Source organism: Paenibacillus marchantiae (assembly GCF_028771845.1).
In the GTDB taxonomy this organism is placed as follows: domain Bacteria; phylum Bacillota; class Bacilli; order Paenibacillales; family Paenibacillaceae; genus Paenibacillus; species Paenibacillus marchantiae.
Genome location: NZ_CP118270.1, coordinates 748,362 through 764,003, shown reverse-complemented (window position 1 = coordinate 764,003; position 15,642 = coordinate 748,362). Strand labels below are relative to the sequence as shown.

13 protein-coding genes are annotated in these 15,642 nt (G+C 49.6%); 6 read left to right on the top strand and 7 right to left on the bottom strand.

Translation table 11 applies throughout. From position 1 onward, the window contains the following. The gene (cydD, locus tag PTQ21_RS03490) at positions 1-1,875 is read left to right on the top strand and encodes a thiol reductant ABC exporter subunit CydD (RefSeq protein ID WP_274568824.1); all 1,875 of its coding nucleotides are present in this window, start codon (positions 1-3) and stop codon (positions 1,873-1,875) included. A 1-nt stretch (position 1,876) separates the two neighbouring features. Further along, on the top strand, positions 1,877-3,826 hold the full coding sequence (gene cydC, locus PTQ21_RS03485) for a thiol reductant ABC exporter subunit CydC (RefSeq protein ID WP_274568823.1): 1,950 nt from the start codon (positions 1,877-1,879) through the stop codon (positions 3,824-3,826). Between the two features lie 200 nt (positions 3,827-4,026). On the opposite strand, the gene PTQ21_RS03480 is transcribed toward cydC, so the two are convergent. The 3 genes from PTQ21_RS03480 to PTQ21_RS03470 all read right to left on the bottom strand — a co-directional run bounded on the left by PTQ21_RS03480 (position 4,027) and on the right by PTQ21_RS03470 (position 6,306). Next, the gene (locus PTQ21_RS03480) at positions 4,027-4,986 is read right to left on the bottom strand and encodes an MraY family glycosyltransferase (RefSeq protein WP_063567347.1); all 960 of its coding nucleotides are present in this window, start codon (positions 4,984-4,986) and stop codon (positions 4,027-4,029) included. A gap of 123 nt (positions 4,987-5,109) precedes the next feature. After that, positions 5,110-5,925, bottom strand: a complete 816-nt coding sequence (locus PTQ21_RS03475; protein WP_072733737.1) for a hypothetical protein — start codon at positions 5,923-5,925, stop codon at positions 5,110-5,112. A gap of 63 nt (positions 5,926-5,988) precedes the next feature. Further along, positions 5,989-6,306: an ArsR/SmtB family transcription factor gene (locus tag PTQ21_RS03470; protein WP_274570435.1), complete on the bottom strand. Its 318-nt coding sequence runs from the start codon at positions 6,304-6,306 to the stop codon at positions 5,989-5,991. A 161-nt stretch (positions 6,307-6,467) separates the two neighbouring features. Here PTQ21_RS03470 and PTQ21_RS03465 point away from each other — a divergent pair, with 161 nt between their 5' ends. Continuing rightward, positions 6,468-6,842 (top strand): polyketide cyclase, encoded by a 375-nt coding sequence (locus tag PTQ21_RS03465; protein ID WP_072733735.1) that lies wholly within the window; start codon positions 6,468-6,470, stop codon positions 6,840-6,842. A gap of 375 nt (positions 6,843-7,217) precedes the next feature. On the opposite strand, the gene gntK is transcribed toward PTQ21_RS03465, so the two are convergent. From gntK to PTQ21_RS03445, 4 genes are all read right to left on the bottom strand, one after another. Next, entirely contained in the window at positions 7,218-8,768 is a 1,551-nt protein-coding gene (gene gntK, locus PTQ21_RS03460; protein ID WP_274568822.1) for a gluconokinase, read from the bottom strand. 129 nt (positions 8,769-8,897) lie between these two features. Further along, complete coding sequence (locus tag PTQ21_RS03455) at positions 8,898-9,725, bottom strand: carbohydrate ABC transporter permease (protein ID WP_090952188.1); 828 nt, start codon at positions 9,723-9,725, stop codon at positions 8,898-8,900. Between the two features lie 21 nt (positions 9,726-9,746). Further along, positions 9,747-10,613: a carbohydrate ABC transporter permease gene (locus tag PTQ21_RS03450; RefSeq protein ID WP_063567357.1), complete on the bottom strand. Its 867-nt coding sequence runs from the start codon at positions 10,611-10,613 to the stop codon at positions 9,747-9,749. A 129-nt stretch (positions 10,614-10,742) separates the two neighbouring features. Then, positions 10,743-12,017, bottom strand: coding sequence for an ABC transporter substrate-binding protein (locus PTQ21_RS03445; protein WP_063567341.1), 1,275 nt, complete (start codon positions 12,015-12,017; stop codon positions 10,743-10,745). A gap of 322 nt (positions 12,018-12,339) precedes the next feature. On the opposite strand from PTQ21_RS03445, the gene PTQ21_RS03440 reads away from it, so the two are divergent. From PTQ21_RS03440 to glpK, 3 genes are all read left to right on the top strand, one after another. After that, positions 12,340-13,107, top strand: a complete 768-nt coding sequence (locus PTQ21_RS03440) for a GTP cyclohydrolase II (RefSeq protein WP_090952186.1) — start codon at positions 12,340-12,342, stop codon at positions 13,105-13,107. 259 nt (positions 13,108-13,366) lie between these two features. Beyond that, the gene (locus PTQ21_RS03435) at positions 13,367-13,945 is read left to right on the top strand and encodes a glycerol-3-phosphate responsive antiterminator (protein WP_063567339.1); all 579 of its coding nucleotides are present in this window, start codon (positions 13,367-13,369) and stop codon (positions 13,943-13,945) included. Between the two features lie 23 nt (positions 13,946-13,968). After that, the gene (gene glpK / locus PTQ21_RS03430) at positions 13,969-15,456 is read left to right on the top strand and encodes a glycerol kinase GlpK (RefSeq protein ID WP_274568820.1); all 1,488 of its coding nucleotides are present in this window, start codon (positions 13,969-13,971) and stop codon (positions 15,454-15,456) included. Positions 15,457-15,642 lie beyond the last annotated feature (186 nt).

The following is a 15,642-nucleotide window of genomic DNA, read 5'->3' as shown; positions in this document are numbered from 1 at the left end:
ATGGGACGGGGGCTGTTGAAGCTGCCGGGCATTCGACCGGTACTGGCGCTGGCTTCAGCGCTGGTACTGTTGCAGGCAATGACGATTATCATGCAGGCGAAATGGCTGGCACAGGCGATTACGGCATTGTTTCAAGGTTCACCTGTAACGGAGCAGTACCCAGTGCTGCTGTTGTTCCTGGCCGCGTTTGCCGCCCGCTATGCCCTATCGTTCTGGTTGCAGCTCATCGCTTCGCGGTACGCGGAGAAGACAGGGAACGATCTGCGTAGACAGATGGTGGAGCAGTGGTTCCGGCTGGGGCCGCGTTTTGCCAAAACGGAAGGAACAGGGCACCTGGTAACCTTGGCACGCGAAGGAACAGCCCAGTATAAGACGTATCTTGAACTGTTTATTCCCCGAATGCTGGGGATGGGGTTCACGCCAATCGTTATTCTGTTCTATGTCTTCAAGCTGGATATGATGTCCGGGGTTATTTTGACGCTGACGCTGCCGATCCTGATTGTGTTTATGATTTTGGTGGGGTTGGCTGCACAACGCAAGATCGATGGACAGTTCAAGTCGTACAAAGCGCTGGCCAACCATTTCGTAGATACGCTCCGTGGACTGGAAACACTCAAAACACTGGGACAAAGCGTTAAGCATGGAGAAACAATCGTTCGGGTCAGTCAGCGATATCGCAAGGCTACGATGTCTACGCTGCGTATGGCTTTTCTATCCTCCTTCGCACTCGATTTCTTCACCATGCTGTCGGTGGCTTCGGTGGCGGTTGGATTGGGGCTGCGCCTGACGGAAGGACATATGCTGCTTGGACCAGCGCTGACCGTACTCATTCTCGCGCCGGAATACTTCCTGCCTGTACGAATGGTAGGCGCAGATTACCACGCTACACTGGACGGTAAAGAGGCCGGGGAATCGATCAGCCAGATGATTGAACGAGGGAAAATGGCCGAACGTAAGCAAAAGGAAGTATACACAAGTGCTGTTCTGCATGGGGTGTCAGAAAAGAACGGAGAATCCTCCTCGCCTGAGCCTTCTTCTGGCCCAAGTGATGTGAATCCATCCACCATACGGGTGGTGTTACGTGAGGTAAATGCCCAAAGTGACGTGGCTGCTTTCTCATTGAAACCCTCTTGGGAGGCGACGAGCAGACTGGCGCTCACTAACGTACAGGTACGGCATCAGGAAGACGGGCCATGTTCGCTGAATGATGTGACGTTTCAGGTTTCTGGTCTTGGTAAAGTAGGGATTATCGGAGCGAGCGGAGCAGGGAAATCGACCCTGATTGATGTACTGGCGGGTTTCCAGCAGCTTACTTCAGGTCAGATTTTATATAAGGGCCAGCCCTTATCTCCAGAGATGATGGAAGATTGGAGAGAACAAACGGCGGCGATTCCGCAGCATCCAACTATTTTCAGTGGCAGCTTAGCGGATAATGTTCGGTTCTATATGCCTGAAGCTTCGGACGCGGAGGTGGCTGACGCCATTCACGCAGCAGGTCTGCATAAGCTTACCTCCTCCTTGCCGAATGGGTTGCAGGAACCGATCGGGGCTGGGGGAAGGCAGCTCAGTGGGGGACAGGAGCAACGGGTAGCTTTGGCGAGAGCTCTGCTTAGTGCGCGCCCGATCCTACTGCTGGATGAGCCGACTGCGCATCTGGATGTGGAGACCGAGTATGAACTGAAACAGACGATGTTAACGCTGTTTGAGGGTAAGATGGTGTTTTTGGCAACACATCGACTGCATTGGATGCCCCATATGGATCGCATTATCGTGATGGAGGGCGGCACGGTTGCAGAGACAGGAACACATGAGGAATTGTTGGCCCGACAAGGCGTATATTACCAGATGATTCAGGCCCAGATGGAGGCGGTGTAAGATGAAAGCCGGATATGAGCAGACAGAAACAGCCCGGAGCGGGAGCAAAAAGAATAGCTGGATCACTCCGTACGTGGCACAGTACCGCTGGAGACTCGTGGCAGTCATTGCGCTGGGGATATGCGCTACATTATGTGCTGTGCTGCTGCTCTTCACCTCCGGGTTTCTGATCTCCAAGTCGGCGCTCCGTCCTGAAAATATTTTGATGGTATATGTACCTATCGTGGGTGTTCGTGCATTTGGGATTTTCCGTGCCGTATTCCGGTATGTCGAACGTCTGGCCGGACATGATGCGGTTTTGCGTATACTGGCGGATCAGCGCGTGAAGCTGTATCAAATTTTGGAGCCGCAGGCATTGTTCCTGCGCTCTCGCATGCAGACGGGAGACGTACTTGGTGCTCTCGCAGAGGATGTAGAGAGACTGCAGGATATTTACCTGCGCACGGTATTTCCGGCGGTTACCGCGCTCGTGATGTATGGTGGAGCTGTTGTGGCTTTTGGCAGCGTTGATCTGGGATTTGCACTGTGGATGGGGTTGTATATGCTGTTTCTGGTTGCCGTGCTGCCTGCTATCTCCCTCCGCGTGACGTGGAAAATGCGGATCAGACTGAAACGGGAAGATGCCAAGTTATACACTCGTCTGACAGATGGTGTGCTTGGCCTCGGTGATTGGATAGCGAGTGGACGAGCTGAAGAATTTGTGCGTCAGCAGGAAGAGGCTGAAGGACAGGCAGATATGATTCGACTCCGCTTGCGGCAATGGACGCGCTGGCGTGATCTGGTTGCGCAGTGCGTGATTGGACTGATGGTGGTATCCGTGACCTTATGGGCGGGAAGTGCGGCTTCTGCCGGACAGCTGCCTGCGGTTATGATTGCTGCATTTGTGCTGGTGTTGTTTCCACTCACGGAAGCACTGCTACCCGTAGGAGATGCGGTGGAGCATATCCCGCAGTATCGTGAATCGCTGGAACGATTGCAGCACTTGGAAGGTGAAGAGCATCTGCCAGAACAGTCTGGAACTGAAGAAGCGAAAGCAGCAGCCGGAGCCAAAGATGATATGACGACAGGTATATCAGGCAGCAATCCTGTAGAAGGACAGCAGCTGGGTTCTCTGGAGCGTAAGGAAAAAGCGTCGGACCGACGTATCCGCCTACGTATTCCTCCCAGATTGCGAGCCGATATTCAGATCGATCAGGTGAGTTATCGTTATACGTCAGGTGCTCCATTGGCTGTGCAGGAGGTGTCTCTTCATCTTCCGCAGGGCAAACACTTGGCTATACTCGGTCGCAGCGGCGGTGGGAAATCAACCCTTCTGAAGCTCATTCAGGGAGCGTTGCTCCCATCTGCCGGGAACATATTCATCAATGATCTTCCAGTACAAACGATGGGCGAAAATATAACGGATGTCATTGCGGTGCTGAACCAAAGTCCACATCTATTTGATACAACAGTAGCTAACAATCTGCGGATCGGCCGTCTGCATGCAACAGACGAGGAAATCCAGCGAGTGGCTGCGCAAGTAGGTTTATCCGATCTCATTGAATCTTTACCGCAGGGTTATCATACCCCGATGCTGGAGACAGGACTTCGTTTCTCTGGTGGAGAAAGACAGCGGATTGCACTGGCTCGGGTACTTCTTCGCGAAACGCCTGTCGTTATTTTCGATGAACCGACTGTAGGACTTGATCCTGTAACGGAGCGAGCGCTCATGCGGACGATTTTGGATAGCATGCAAGGTAAAACAATGATCTGGGTCACCCATCACCTGATGGGAGTGGAACGGATGGATGAACTTATTTTTATGGAAAATGGACAGATCACCATGCAAGGTTCTCACGAACAATTGCTAGCCCGGGAAGAGCGTTATCGCCGTCTCGTTGAACTTGATCGACCGGGTTGGACAGATGGGCAGCAACCTGTGGTCCTTCTACCACCTGTAGCCTCAAGATAAGAGCGAATATAAGGTGCAGATGCAGGCAGGGCAGGGATCGGATAGAGTATGGCGCGTTGACAGAAGTTTGTGCATGAATCGGTAGTTACTCTATTAAAAGGATAATTCACTTCGTCAGTGAAATAGCAAAGAGACGAGCCACAGGATCAGTGGGCTCGTCTCTTTTTTTACACCTTTTGTTGAAACGTTTGTTACTAATATTACATCTCTACCAGCATCAAAATAATGGAAGAGAGGCATAGACAGGTACTGATGAGATACAGGACGCCAACCACCTGTTTGTGATTCAGGCCAGCGCGCAGCAAGCGATAATGGGCTTGACTTGCATCTGCCTGATAGATGGCTTTGCCTTGGATGAAACGTTTGATGACCACAAAAATGTTGTCGAAGATCGGCACACCGAGTGCCAAAATCGGAATGAAGATAGACAGCATGGTCGCTTGTTTGAAAGCACCATCCAGGGCGATTACCGCCAGGATGAAGCCGAGAAACGTAGCTCCTGCATCGCCCATGAACACCTTGGCGGGGGCTTTGTTATATTTCAGATAACCCAGGGTGACCCCGACCAGTGTAATGGCCATAAGGGCAGAATCGGTTTGGCCTTTGGTCATTGCCACGATAAACAGTGTAATGGCTGAGATGGCGGACAAACCGCCTGCCAGTCCGTCCATGCCGTCCGTGAAGTTAATGACTGTTGTCACACCGAAGATCCACAGGATCGTCAGAATAAATTGCAGCCAGATCGGAAGCATAATGTATTCGGAATTGAAGGGATTCACGAACCCGGTGAACGCAATGCCGGAAGCAAATACGAGCACTGCGGCAGAGATCTGTACGAGCATCTTGGGCAGGGCAGGGAAGTCTTTGCCTTTGGTTTTGTACCAGTCATCAACTGTACCAATCGTTAATAGAAGCATTCCGCCGGCGACCAGGGCCGCCGTTTCCCAAGAAATTTCTTTCGTAAGAACAATGTATGTCAGGAAGAATCCAGTAAATATCGCGTAACTCGCCGTCAGTGGAATGGGCTGCCTGTGCAGCTTACGCTCCACATCTTCTCGGGGCTTGTCCACAAAATCGAGCCGATGTGCCAGTCGACCAAGCGGTGGAATAAGCAGAACCACGACAGCAAAAGACAGCATAAAAGCCAGTATGTATACCATAAATTCGCTTGATTCACTCCTATCTACCAATTTCCCCCTATTATACGAGCTAAACAGGAAATCTGTCGATGTCATTATTGTAACCTAAGCTTAATTCAAACTTGTAGGAGAGCCAAATTTAGCTTAGAGTTTCTGGGGCAGATAGGAACCAAAGAGGGAAATCGCCGCATCTGCGCTGTACCCATCATCGCCCTGCCAGGTTGCGGCAAAGTGGAAGTCGCTGTACCCGCCTCTGCTTTTTCGTGGCGTATCCTGCGGAACAAGCAGACCGGAGGCACCCCAGATTTCGAGGATGGCGTCGCGTTCCTGTTTGCTCGAAGGAAATAAGCCTTTCCAGCGTTTCTCCAACCCGCGTGCACTCTCATGAGGCTCGCAGGTTTGCGCTGCTTCAAGCATGCTCACAAGTATAGCGATGTCTGCGTCAGTCACTTCATAAATGGCTTCCTTGCTAGCCAGCAGTAGATCCAGATCCATCAGGCAGTATAACAGGTTATTATGGCGAACCCCGCCCCACTTTACCCGTTCAAAGTTCAATACATTCAGATCGACGTCCGTGTACGTCTTGTCCGATTGCAGGCGCAGGAAGTTGCAATCCCCGCAGGAGCTGGTGTTGGCATGCAGTGCACGGCGTTCCTCGTAGGTATGCAAAGGCAGTTGCGATGTTAAAGCCCAGCTGGAAAGGGCGCTGCGCAGATAACCTTTTTTGGTAGACAAACTGTGTAAAAATGCTGATACTACCCGTCGCTTGATGGAGTTGTCCTGATGAATCTCATGCAAACGTGCGACGATCTCATCATGGGTAATGGTCAGTGGATCGAACATAACACCTCTGCTTTTGGCATATTCAAAGTCATCCCCCGAGAAGGGAGCAGATATTGTTTTCCAGCCGCCGCTTCCCCAGAAGGTGCCCAGCAGAATTTTTGCCGCTTTTTTATCCAAGAAATCAACCTCCTTTATACAATCCATAAGATGATGTATCGCAAGATTTAAGCTTCGTTTTCCTTAATGTACATATTCCTCGGCTGTATTCAGAATCAGTTCAACAAGACCGGGAAAACGGGAGTTCAAATCGTCCTTTCGTAGAGAATAAAAGTGCTGTTTGCCTTCAATGCGAGGCCGGATAAGGCCTGCTTCACGCAAGATTTTGATGTGATGAGACAACGTTGATTTGGAAATATGGTCTACTTCGAAAGCGGAACAGTTTTTCTCGCCAGAGCTGGCCAGACAGTGTGAAATTTTCATCCGTACCGGATCACCGAGTGCGTTGCAGACCGTGGTCAGATTCAATTCCGAAGCCATAGGTATCGTTGGAGTTTTCATATCTATGACGGTAGCATACTCGACAATCTCTTTCAATGTTTGATTTTTTTCGAACTGATGGTTGATCTGGAGATATAAAGTGTGGTACATTTCATCTCAGTTAGTTTGAAATTTTTCGAACTGAAATCCAAATCAGCTTATCAACCTCAGGAGGAATACCCATGACTACCTTGTTAAACAACTATTTCCGTTTATTTGACGCTTCCCGTACAGACGAACGCGCGATGCAAGATCTGTTGTCCCTGTTTACACCGGATGCAGAGATTGTGTTGAACGGCACCAGCAGAACGGGATTTGATGGTTTTATGAAGGCTTTCTATGAATACAATAGCGATGTGAAACACATGTGGGACGAATGGAAGCTTCAGCCGGACGGTAGCTATCAAACAAACTGGGCGGTATGCGGACAAGCTTCGGACGGAACGGTGTATGCCAAAACAGGCATCGATATCGCTCGTGTGAATGAGGCGGGACAGATTGTGTATTTGGAAAATGTGCAGGCAGATAAGGATGCATTCAGCAAATATAATGGATGATTGCAATAATTAGGATATAGATGCATATCCAGATTGAAATAGAAAGGGAGCAACCGATCGATTACTTTTCGATTAATTGTTCTCTTTTTTTGTCGTACTCCGGATCAGTTAGGCGTTAACTTATTTCCTACAGATAGTTCAAAGTTAGGTGTTTTATTTGGATGCATAAATGTTCTTTTGTGGTTCTTCTTATTGAGATACTTCGTTATCTATCTTGCATATCATGTCACCATTGCTGATGGTGTGGTGGGCAATGCAACTATGGTACTTGGGGTATTTGTACAAAAAAAGTACATGAAGAAGGGCCACCCCATATGTCATAGACATAGTGGGATGCCCCTCTTTAACGTGCAGCGATTCGTTGGCGTAGCTAACTCACTTCTGCATCGTTTTATTCTGAAAAGCAGCGATATCGGCATACTCTTCTTCAAACTTGCGGGAGATGCGGATGAAGATCGGCAGCAGTTCGCGATAGACGCGAACGCTATCCGGGTCTGGCTGATGCCGATGCGTCGATCCAATCATGCCGGAGACGGCGCTGAGGGAATCGATGCGGCCAAGAGCATATAGCCCCAGTACGGCTGCCCCCAGGCAGGAGCTCTCGATACTTTCGGGAATGATGACATCCTGGTCGAAAATATCAGCCATCATCTGGCGCCACAGCTCAGAGCGGGCGAATCCGCCCGTGGCCTGAATCTTTTTGGGACGTCCGATCTTCTCTTCAATCGCCAGCATGACGGTGTACAGGTTAAACAAGACACCTTCGAGAGCAGCGCGAATCATATGCTCCTTCTTATGATGCAGCGTCAGGCCGAAGAACGAACCGCGTGCATTCGGATTCCAGAGTGGGGCCCGCTCACCCGTCATGTACGGATGGAACAGCAGGCCTTCCGAGCCTGGAGGTACATTTTCGGCGACACGGGTCAATACTTCATACGGATCAATGCCGAGTCGTTTCGCTGTCTCTACCTCAGATGCCGCAAACTCATCCCGAATCCAACGGAATATCACCCCGCCATTGTTGACCGGACCGCCAATCACCCACGCATCCTCAGTGAGCGCATAACAGAAGAAACGCCCTTTCGGATCAGTGACTGGCTTGTCCACGACGGTACGAATCGCTCCGCTGGTACCGATAGTAACGGCCACGACGCCTGGATCAATGGCGTTTACGCCCAGATTGGAGAGCACGCCGTCACTTGCCCCGATGACAAATGGCGTCGAATCCGCAATACCCATCTCCTTGGCATACTCAGGATTCAAGCCTTTCTTGAGTACATGTGTCGTCGGCACGAGGCGGGACAGATGATCCGGAGTGATGCCTGCGACATGGAGAGCTTCCTCGTCCCAGTCTAGCTTTTCGAGATTCATCATTCCGGTGGCTGAGGCCATGGAATGGTCAATCACATACTCGGAGAACAATTTATAAAATACGTATTCTTTCATTGAAATAAATTTGTGCGTCTGTTTGAACAGCTTAGGTTGATCTCTGGTTAGCCACATGATTTTGGTCAGAGGTGACATCGGATGAATCGGCGTACCGGTTCTCAAATAGATTTCGTGACCGTTCATTTCGGTTTTGAGTGCTTCCGTCCACTCGGCACTGCGATTGTCTGCCCAAGTCATCGCCCGCATCAGTGGTTTGCCATGTTCATCAACAGGCAGAATGCTGTGCATGGCTGAACTGAACGATACAAACAGGATTTCATCCGGTTTGATGCCGGCCTTGGAGGTCGCTTGTTTAACCGATTCTACTACCGCTTTGAAAATATCTTCTGCATCCTGCTCTGCAATCGCAGGAGTAGGGGTATACAGCGGGTAATCGGCACCGCCTTGAGCCACAATGGTTCCGTTCTCTTCAAACAGGACGGCCTTCGTGGAGGTGGTGCCGATATCTACGCCGATCATATAGGGTGAAGAAGCCATTTTGTCATCCCTCTTTCTTGAATATATAAGTGAAATGAATGCTGTCTATTCATCCAACTTATATGGCATCTGGTATTTATCTATAGATAAGAATATCAGACTTGAGGGATGGATCAAAATGCGCGATCCCTAATCCTTTACAGCTCCTGCGGCAATATCGGATATAAACTGGCGGCTGATGAACAGGAACATCACGATCAGCGGAATAACAGCCAGCAATGTACCCGCGATAACCATCGCGTAATCCGTATTGTACAGTCCGTTTAATTGAGACAACGCAATCTGCAGCGTATACTTTCGTGCATCCGTCAGGACGATCAGGGGCCAGAGATAATCATTCCATACGCCAATAAACGTGAACGCACCGAGGAAAGCAAACGCAGGTCGCAGAATGGGCAACGCCACGTTCCAATAGAGCCGAAAAAAGTTACAGCCGTCGATTCGTCCGGCATCCAGCAGGTCATTCGGTATGGACTCCGTGGCATATTGGCGAATCCAGAATATGCCGAAGGCGTTCACCATGCCCGGAATAATGAGGGCTTTGAAGGAGCCAACCCATCCGAACGTCGCCATGAGCACAAAGGAAGGGACCAGCGACAGCTGGGAAGGCACCATCATGGTGGCGAGCAGTAGGACGAAGAGCCATTTTTTACCCGGGAATTCAAACTTCGCAAACGCAAACCCTGCCAGTGAGTCAAAAAACAGCACCAGTACCGTCACCAAGCCCGATACAAACAACGTATTCATGAATGCGCCCCAGAAGTCGATCTGCTGTAGTACTCGACTAACATTATTCCATAGCTCGCTCCCAAACCAGAGCTGAGGTGGGAACTTATAAATGTCGGACGTCGTCCGGGTGGACATTACAATCAGCCAATAGAACGGGAACATGGAAATGAGCATGCCCCCGATAAGACCGATATACAACACCAGCGATTTGAGAGATTTGGACGTCATGAGCGCTCCCCCCTTGTCACATCAGGATGACTTGCCTTGAACGAGCTTCCAGTTCACAATCGAGAACAGGGCGATAATGAGGAACATGCCCCAACCAACCGCAGCACCGTAGCCGAAGTAGTTATTAATGAAAGATTCGCGGTAAAGGTACAATACAATGGTCATCCCGGCTGCGCCTGCGCCGCCATCGTTACCCACGAGAATTTGTGGCTCGGTGAATAGCTGCATACCGCCGATTGTTGATGTGATTACAGTGAACAGAATGACTGGACGCAGCATCGGAATCGTAATTCGGAAAAAAGACTGTATCCCGGATGCGCCGTCAATCTTGGCTGCCTCGTACAATGTCTGCGGGATGCTCTGAAGTCCGGCCAGATAGATGACTGCGTTGTATCCTGTCCAGCGCCAGACCACCATGGAGGAGATTGCCACTTTGATGCCCCATGGCGCGTTCAGCCACTCCACCACTGGAAGTCCTACGGACTGGAGCAGATAGTTAAGAAATCCGTAGTTGTTGGCAAATAGGGCACCGAAGATAATGGCGACGGCCACGATGGACGTCACGTTCGGCAGGAAATATCCCACGCGAAACAGCGTACGGAACTTCACAAACGGTGCATGCAGCAGAAACGCAATGATCAGGGCAAAGAACAACATCGGGATGGTCGCGTATATCCAGATCATGAACGTATTGCCCACCGCTTGCCAGAATTCTGCATCGGTCAGCATATATTTAAAGTTGTTTAGTCCGTTATAGGTCATCACACCAATGCCATCCCATTTGTGGAAGGCCAGATATAAGGAAAAACCGATCGGAAACAGTCCAAACACGGCAAACAGAATGTAAAACGGGGAGATCGCCACATAGAGTGCACGTTGTTCCCACATCCGGGACAAGAGTGATTTCTGCCGATCCAAATCCGGACTTACCTTTCCGGGATCCGGAGTGAGGCGAGGTTCGGTTACAGCCATATGAATTCCTCCTTTGCGGATTGCCATCTCATAAGAGTGTTTGAATTAACGCTGTAACTCCCGCTCAACACGGTGAACCGTATCAGGCCAGACCTGCTCCGGGTTGGCATTTTGCTTCGCAATATCATTCAGCCGCCGAGTAATGATGTTGTGCACCGAAGGGTATCGTTCGCCAAAGAAAGCCTCGGGCACATGCTGTGCCGATTCGGCAAATACAGGCCCAGTTGCCTGTCCGCCGAAGAAGGGTTCTTCTTCTTTCATCGCCGGTGTATCGAACACACCAGGTGCCGAAGGAAACAGGTTCAACGTCTTATATTGTTCAAGCTGATTATCCGGGCTTTGCAGCCACTGGATGACTTCGAACGCTTCTTTTGGGTGTTTGCTCGACTTCAAAATGGACAGGAATGATCCACCGTTATTGCCGTCTCCACCAGGAGCGCGAGTGACTCGCCACTTGCCAGATGTATCCGGCGCGGCTTCCTGCAGTACCTGCTTCATCCAGACGGCTCCCACAAAGGAAGCAATCTCACCATTATTCATCGCTGCGTTCCAGCCCGGGGTCCAGCCGTCGGCATTAGCGAGCAGCCCTTTTTGCTTGAAGGATACGGCGGTATCCCAGCTCTGCTTGACGAGTGGAGAATCCATGCCGATAAACGAGCCGTCAGGACGGAAATACCGTTCGGTTCCTTGCGATAACACTTGATTGTAAACGGTTCCAATATTGTCGGTTAGAAATACCTTGCCTCCGAACTTCTCCTTGATCTTTTCTCCTGCAGCAGAATAGGCATCCCAGTTGTTGATCTGACGAGCCACTTCTTCAGGCTCGGAAGGCAATCCGGCCTCTTTAAATAGATCTGCACGGTAGAAGAGGGCTGTCGGTCCCGTATCCATAGGGAAACCGATCATTTGTCCACCTGGTGTAACGCCTTGCTTCCATTTCCAATCCAGATATTGGTCTTCGACGTCACCTGCGCCGAGATCATACAGATTATAGAAACGGTCCTCGCTGGGAAAGAGCTCCATGATCCAATCGTTCAATGCGACAATGTCCGGCTCACCTGAGCGCGCAGCGAGTGTCGTTTTGAGTTTTGCTTTGAAATCACCACCGATTTTCTGGGCGGTCAGTTCAATATTGGGGAACTTTTCCTTGGCCTTGGCAATCAGCTTATCATCGATGGAACGGTTCCAGTACCATAATGTAAGCGCTACCTTTTTATTGCTCGATGAATCGTTCTGTCCCGGCCATATGGAGCATCCGCTCACCAGCATGACACAGACTAGCAGAATGGCTGTCCAGCATGTTCTTTTCCGGCGGATCATGTGATAACCCCCTCATCGTTAAGTTCGAGGCATGAAGTGCGATGGACTACAACATAAGTGTATGAGCAGTTTATAAACTCATACCCAATATTCCTGAAATGAAACACAAATTTGTGTCGGTTGCGTATCATAAATTTATTAGTTACTTTAGAAACAAAAGTTACTTGACACAACATAATTTTTATTTTAAACTTGCTTACATAAAGTAACTAATGATGATGACAATAATATAGATACGTATGATATGCAATCCAGTGATCCATTTTCCGTCTGGATGCGAATCAATTCATAACCAAGATGGCTTAACAGGAGGAACTTACTAATGATTAATTCACATATTATTCAACTGCTTGCCCCCAAAATCCAGACTTTTCCGAGTGGAAAAGAATTCATTTACCTCGTTGGGCCGATTAAGCTTCCGGTGAACCTTGATGGAGAGACACACACCTTCCAGTGGTACAGCTGGATGAAATCGGAGAAAGCTATGGAAAGCGGCGAGCTGATTGAATCTCTCGCTACTGCCGAACTGGCTGAACGTCAGCAATCCAGCGTATTAGTGTACGGTGATTTTGCCGAAGCACAGGAAGCACTGATTCGGATGCACAGCATCTGTCATACAGGTGACATCTTTGGCAGCAAACGTTGTGACTGCGGCTTCCAACTGGAGCAATCGATGAAGATGATTGCTGCCCATGGAGCAGGAGCACTCTTTTATCTGGCGAATCATGAGGGCCGTGGCATCGGTCTGTTCAGCAAAGCGATGGCATACCTGTTGCAAGAGGAAGGTCTGGATACCGTTGACGCTAACCTGCAACTTGGGTTCACAGACGATGCGCGTAATTATGATGATGCCATTGCCGTATTGCGTGCGCTTCGTTCAGCTCCTGTTACATTGATCACGAACAATCCACGCAAGCTTGCTGCTTTGCAGGAAGCGGGACTGAATGTAGGTGGACGTGTGCCACTGTGGGGAGATCGCTCGTCCTTTAACGAAAAATATTTGCAGACCAAAGTGAGCCGTTCTGGTCACTTGGCAGAAAATGATGCATGGGCTGGCGAAGAGACCTTGCTTCCACACGCCCAAGCCTAAAAGGTTGATCCCGATCCCGATCGATCGTTCAATATGATTTTGACATAAAGCCTGTTTGCCATTCTGTCCAATAGACAGGACAATTTAAGCTGTTTGTGTATGCTCCTTCTGGGGTATACATGAACAGCTTTTTTAAGTTTAGAGAATGGAACGGTCCCGTCTCACGCCAAGAATTAATCTGACGGTCCTGACTTTGCTTGCCGTTCATACCATACGAACTATACAATATAGGCATCTGATTTATGCGGGAGGAACGAAGGTGCCATTTGAGGGACAGTATGTGTTACCGGCTGCCAAGAGCATGAAGCAGTTTGAAGCAATGATTGAAGGCCCTTACACCTATGGGGTTATGCTGGATACGCATATTGCGCAGCTTCATAGTCTGCTGGAAGAAGCACGGCGACGTGGTAAAAAAATAGTACTGCATGCCGATCTGGTGCAGGGGCTGAAGAACGATGAATATGCCGCAGAGTATTTATGCCAGCATATTCGTCCGGCAGGACTGATTTCGACGCGAGCCAGTGTAATTCAGAAGGCGAAACAGAAAGGGATTACAGCCATTCAGCGCGTTTTTCTGCTGGATACAAATGCGCTGGAGAAAAGTTATCTTTTGCTGTCCAAGACCCAACCGGATTATATTGAAGTACTGCCCGGTGTTATCCCGCATATTATTGCAGAAGTATCCATACGGACAGGTATACCCATTATTGCAGGTGGGTTGATCCGCTCAACGGAAGAGGTTGAACTGGCGCTGGAAGCCGGAGCTACTGCAGTAACCACTTCCAACGTGGACCTGATTCGGCACTACAAGAAATCGCATACAGAATATAAGCAGTAATCCCACAACAGGAGGTTGTCTGTATGGAAAAATATATACTGGCCCTAGATCAGGGGACGACGAGTTCCCGGGCTATTCTGTTTAACCGGAGCGGTGAGATTGTGCATATTGCACAGCAGGAATTTCCACAGTACTTTCCCAAGCCGGGCTGGGTGGAGCAGAACGCCAATGAAATTTGGAGCTCCATTCTGGCAGTGATGGCTTCGTGTCTGGCCGAAAGTGGAATCAAGCCGATCCAGATTGCCGGCATCGGCATTACAAACCAGCGGGAAACGGTTGTGGTATGGGACAAAGAAACGGGCCGGCCCATCTATAATGCAGTAGTCTGGCAGTCCAGACAAACGGCTGGAATTTGTGATAAGTTGAAGGCGAAGGGTCTGGGTGACCTATTTCATCGCAAAACGGGTCTACTCATTGACCCTTACTTCTCGGGAACCAAGGTAAAGTGGATTCTGGATCATGTGCCTGGTGCCCGGGAGCGTGCAGAGAAGGGTGAGCTTCTGTTTGGTACGATCGACAGTTGGCTGATCTGGAAGCTGAGCGGTGGTACTCATGTCACCGATGTATCTAATGCTTCTCGCACCTTAATGTACAACATCTATGATCTGCAATGGGATGATGAATTGCTGCAAATTTTGGACATTCCCAAAGCGATGCTGCCGGAAGTGCGCGGTTCATCCGAGGTGTACGCACACACGGTTGACTACCATTTCTTTGGTCATCGGATTCCGATTGCCGGAGCAGCAGGAGATCAGCAGTCGGCATTATTCGGTCAGGGCTGTTACACAAAGGGAAGCATGAAAAATACGTACGGCACCGGCTGTTTCATGCTTATGAATACTGGAGAACAACCTGTACAGTCCAACCACGGGCTGATTACAACTATTGCATGGGGCATTAATGGTAAAATCGAGTATGCGCTGGAAGGCAGTATTTTTGTTGCCGGTTCGGCGGTACAGTGGCTGCGTGACGGCTTACGGATGCTTCGTTCCTCAAAAGACAGTGAGGATTATGCGGCACGTGTACCCTCTACAGACGGCGTTTATATGGTGCCTGCATTTGTGGGTCTGGGCAGCCCTTACTGGGACAGTGAAGTTAAGGGAGCTGTGTTTGGTTTGACGCGAGGAACCACCAAAGAACATTTTATCCGTGCAACCCTGGAAGCACTGGCGTATCAGACCAAGGATGTACTGACGGCAATGGAATCCGATTCAGGTATTCCGGTGAATGCCTTGCGTGTGGATGGGGGAGCAGCGGCCAATGATTTTCTGATGCAATTCCAGAGTGATATTCTGAATATCCCTGTGGAGCGTCCCAATGTGAACGAAACGACGGCATTAGGTGCGGCTTATCTGGCAGGACTCGCAGTAGGGTATTGGAATAGCGCGGATGAATTGGCGAATCACGAGAATACGGAGCGTGTCTTCCATCCGGTTATGGCTGAAGATGAGCGTACAGGACTGTATGCAGGGTGGCAACGTGCAGTGAAGGCAGCGATGGTTTTCAAATGAGTGGATTATATTTCGAATGGGCATTTGTACTTTTTCGTTAAAGTTCTACAATAAATGATATTTATTGGTGGAAAATGATGCATAACTTACAGGGGTTATTTTCCTGGAGAAGAGAAAACATATACCCACTATAAGGAAAAATAAATGATTAGTGGATCAGCTTGAAATTCCATCCGCAGGCAGAAC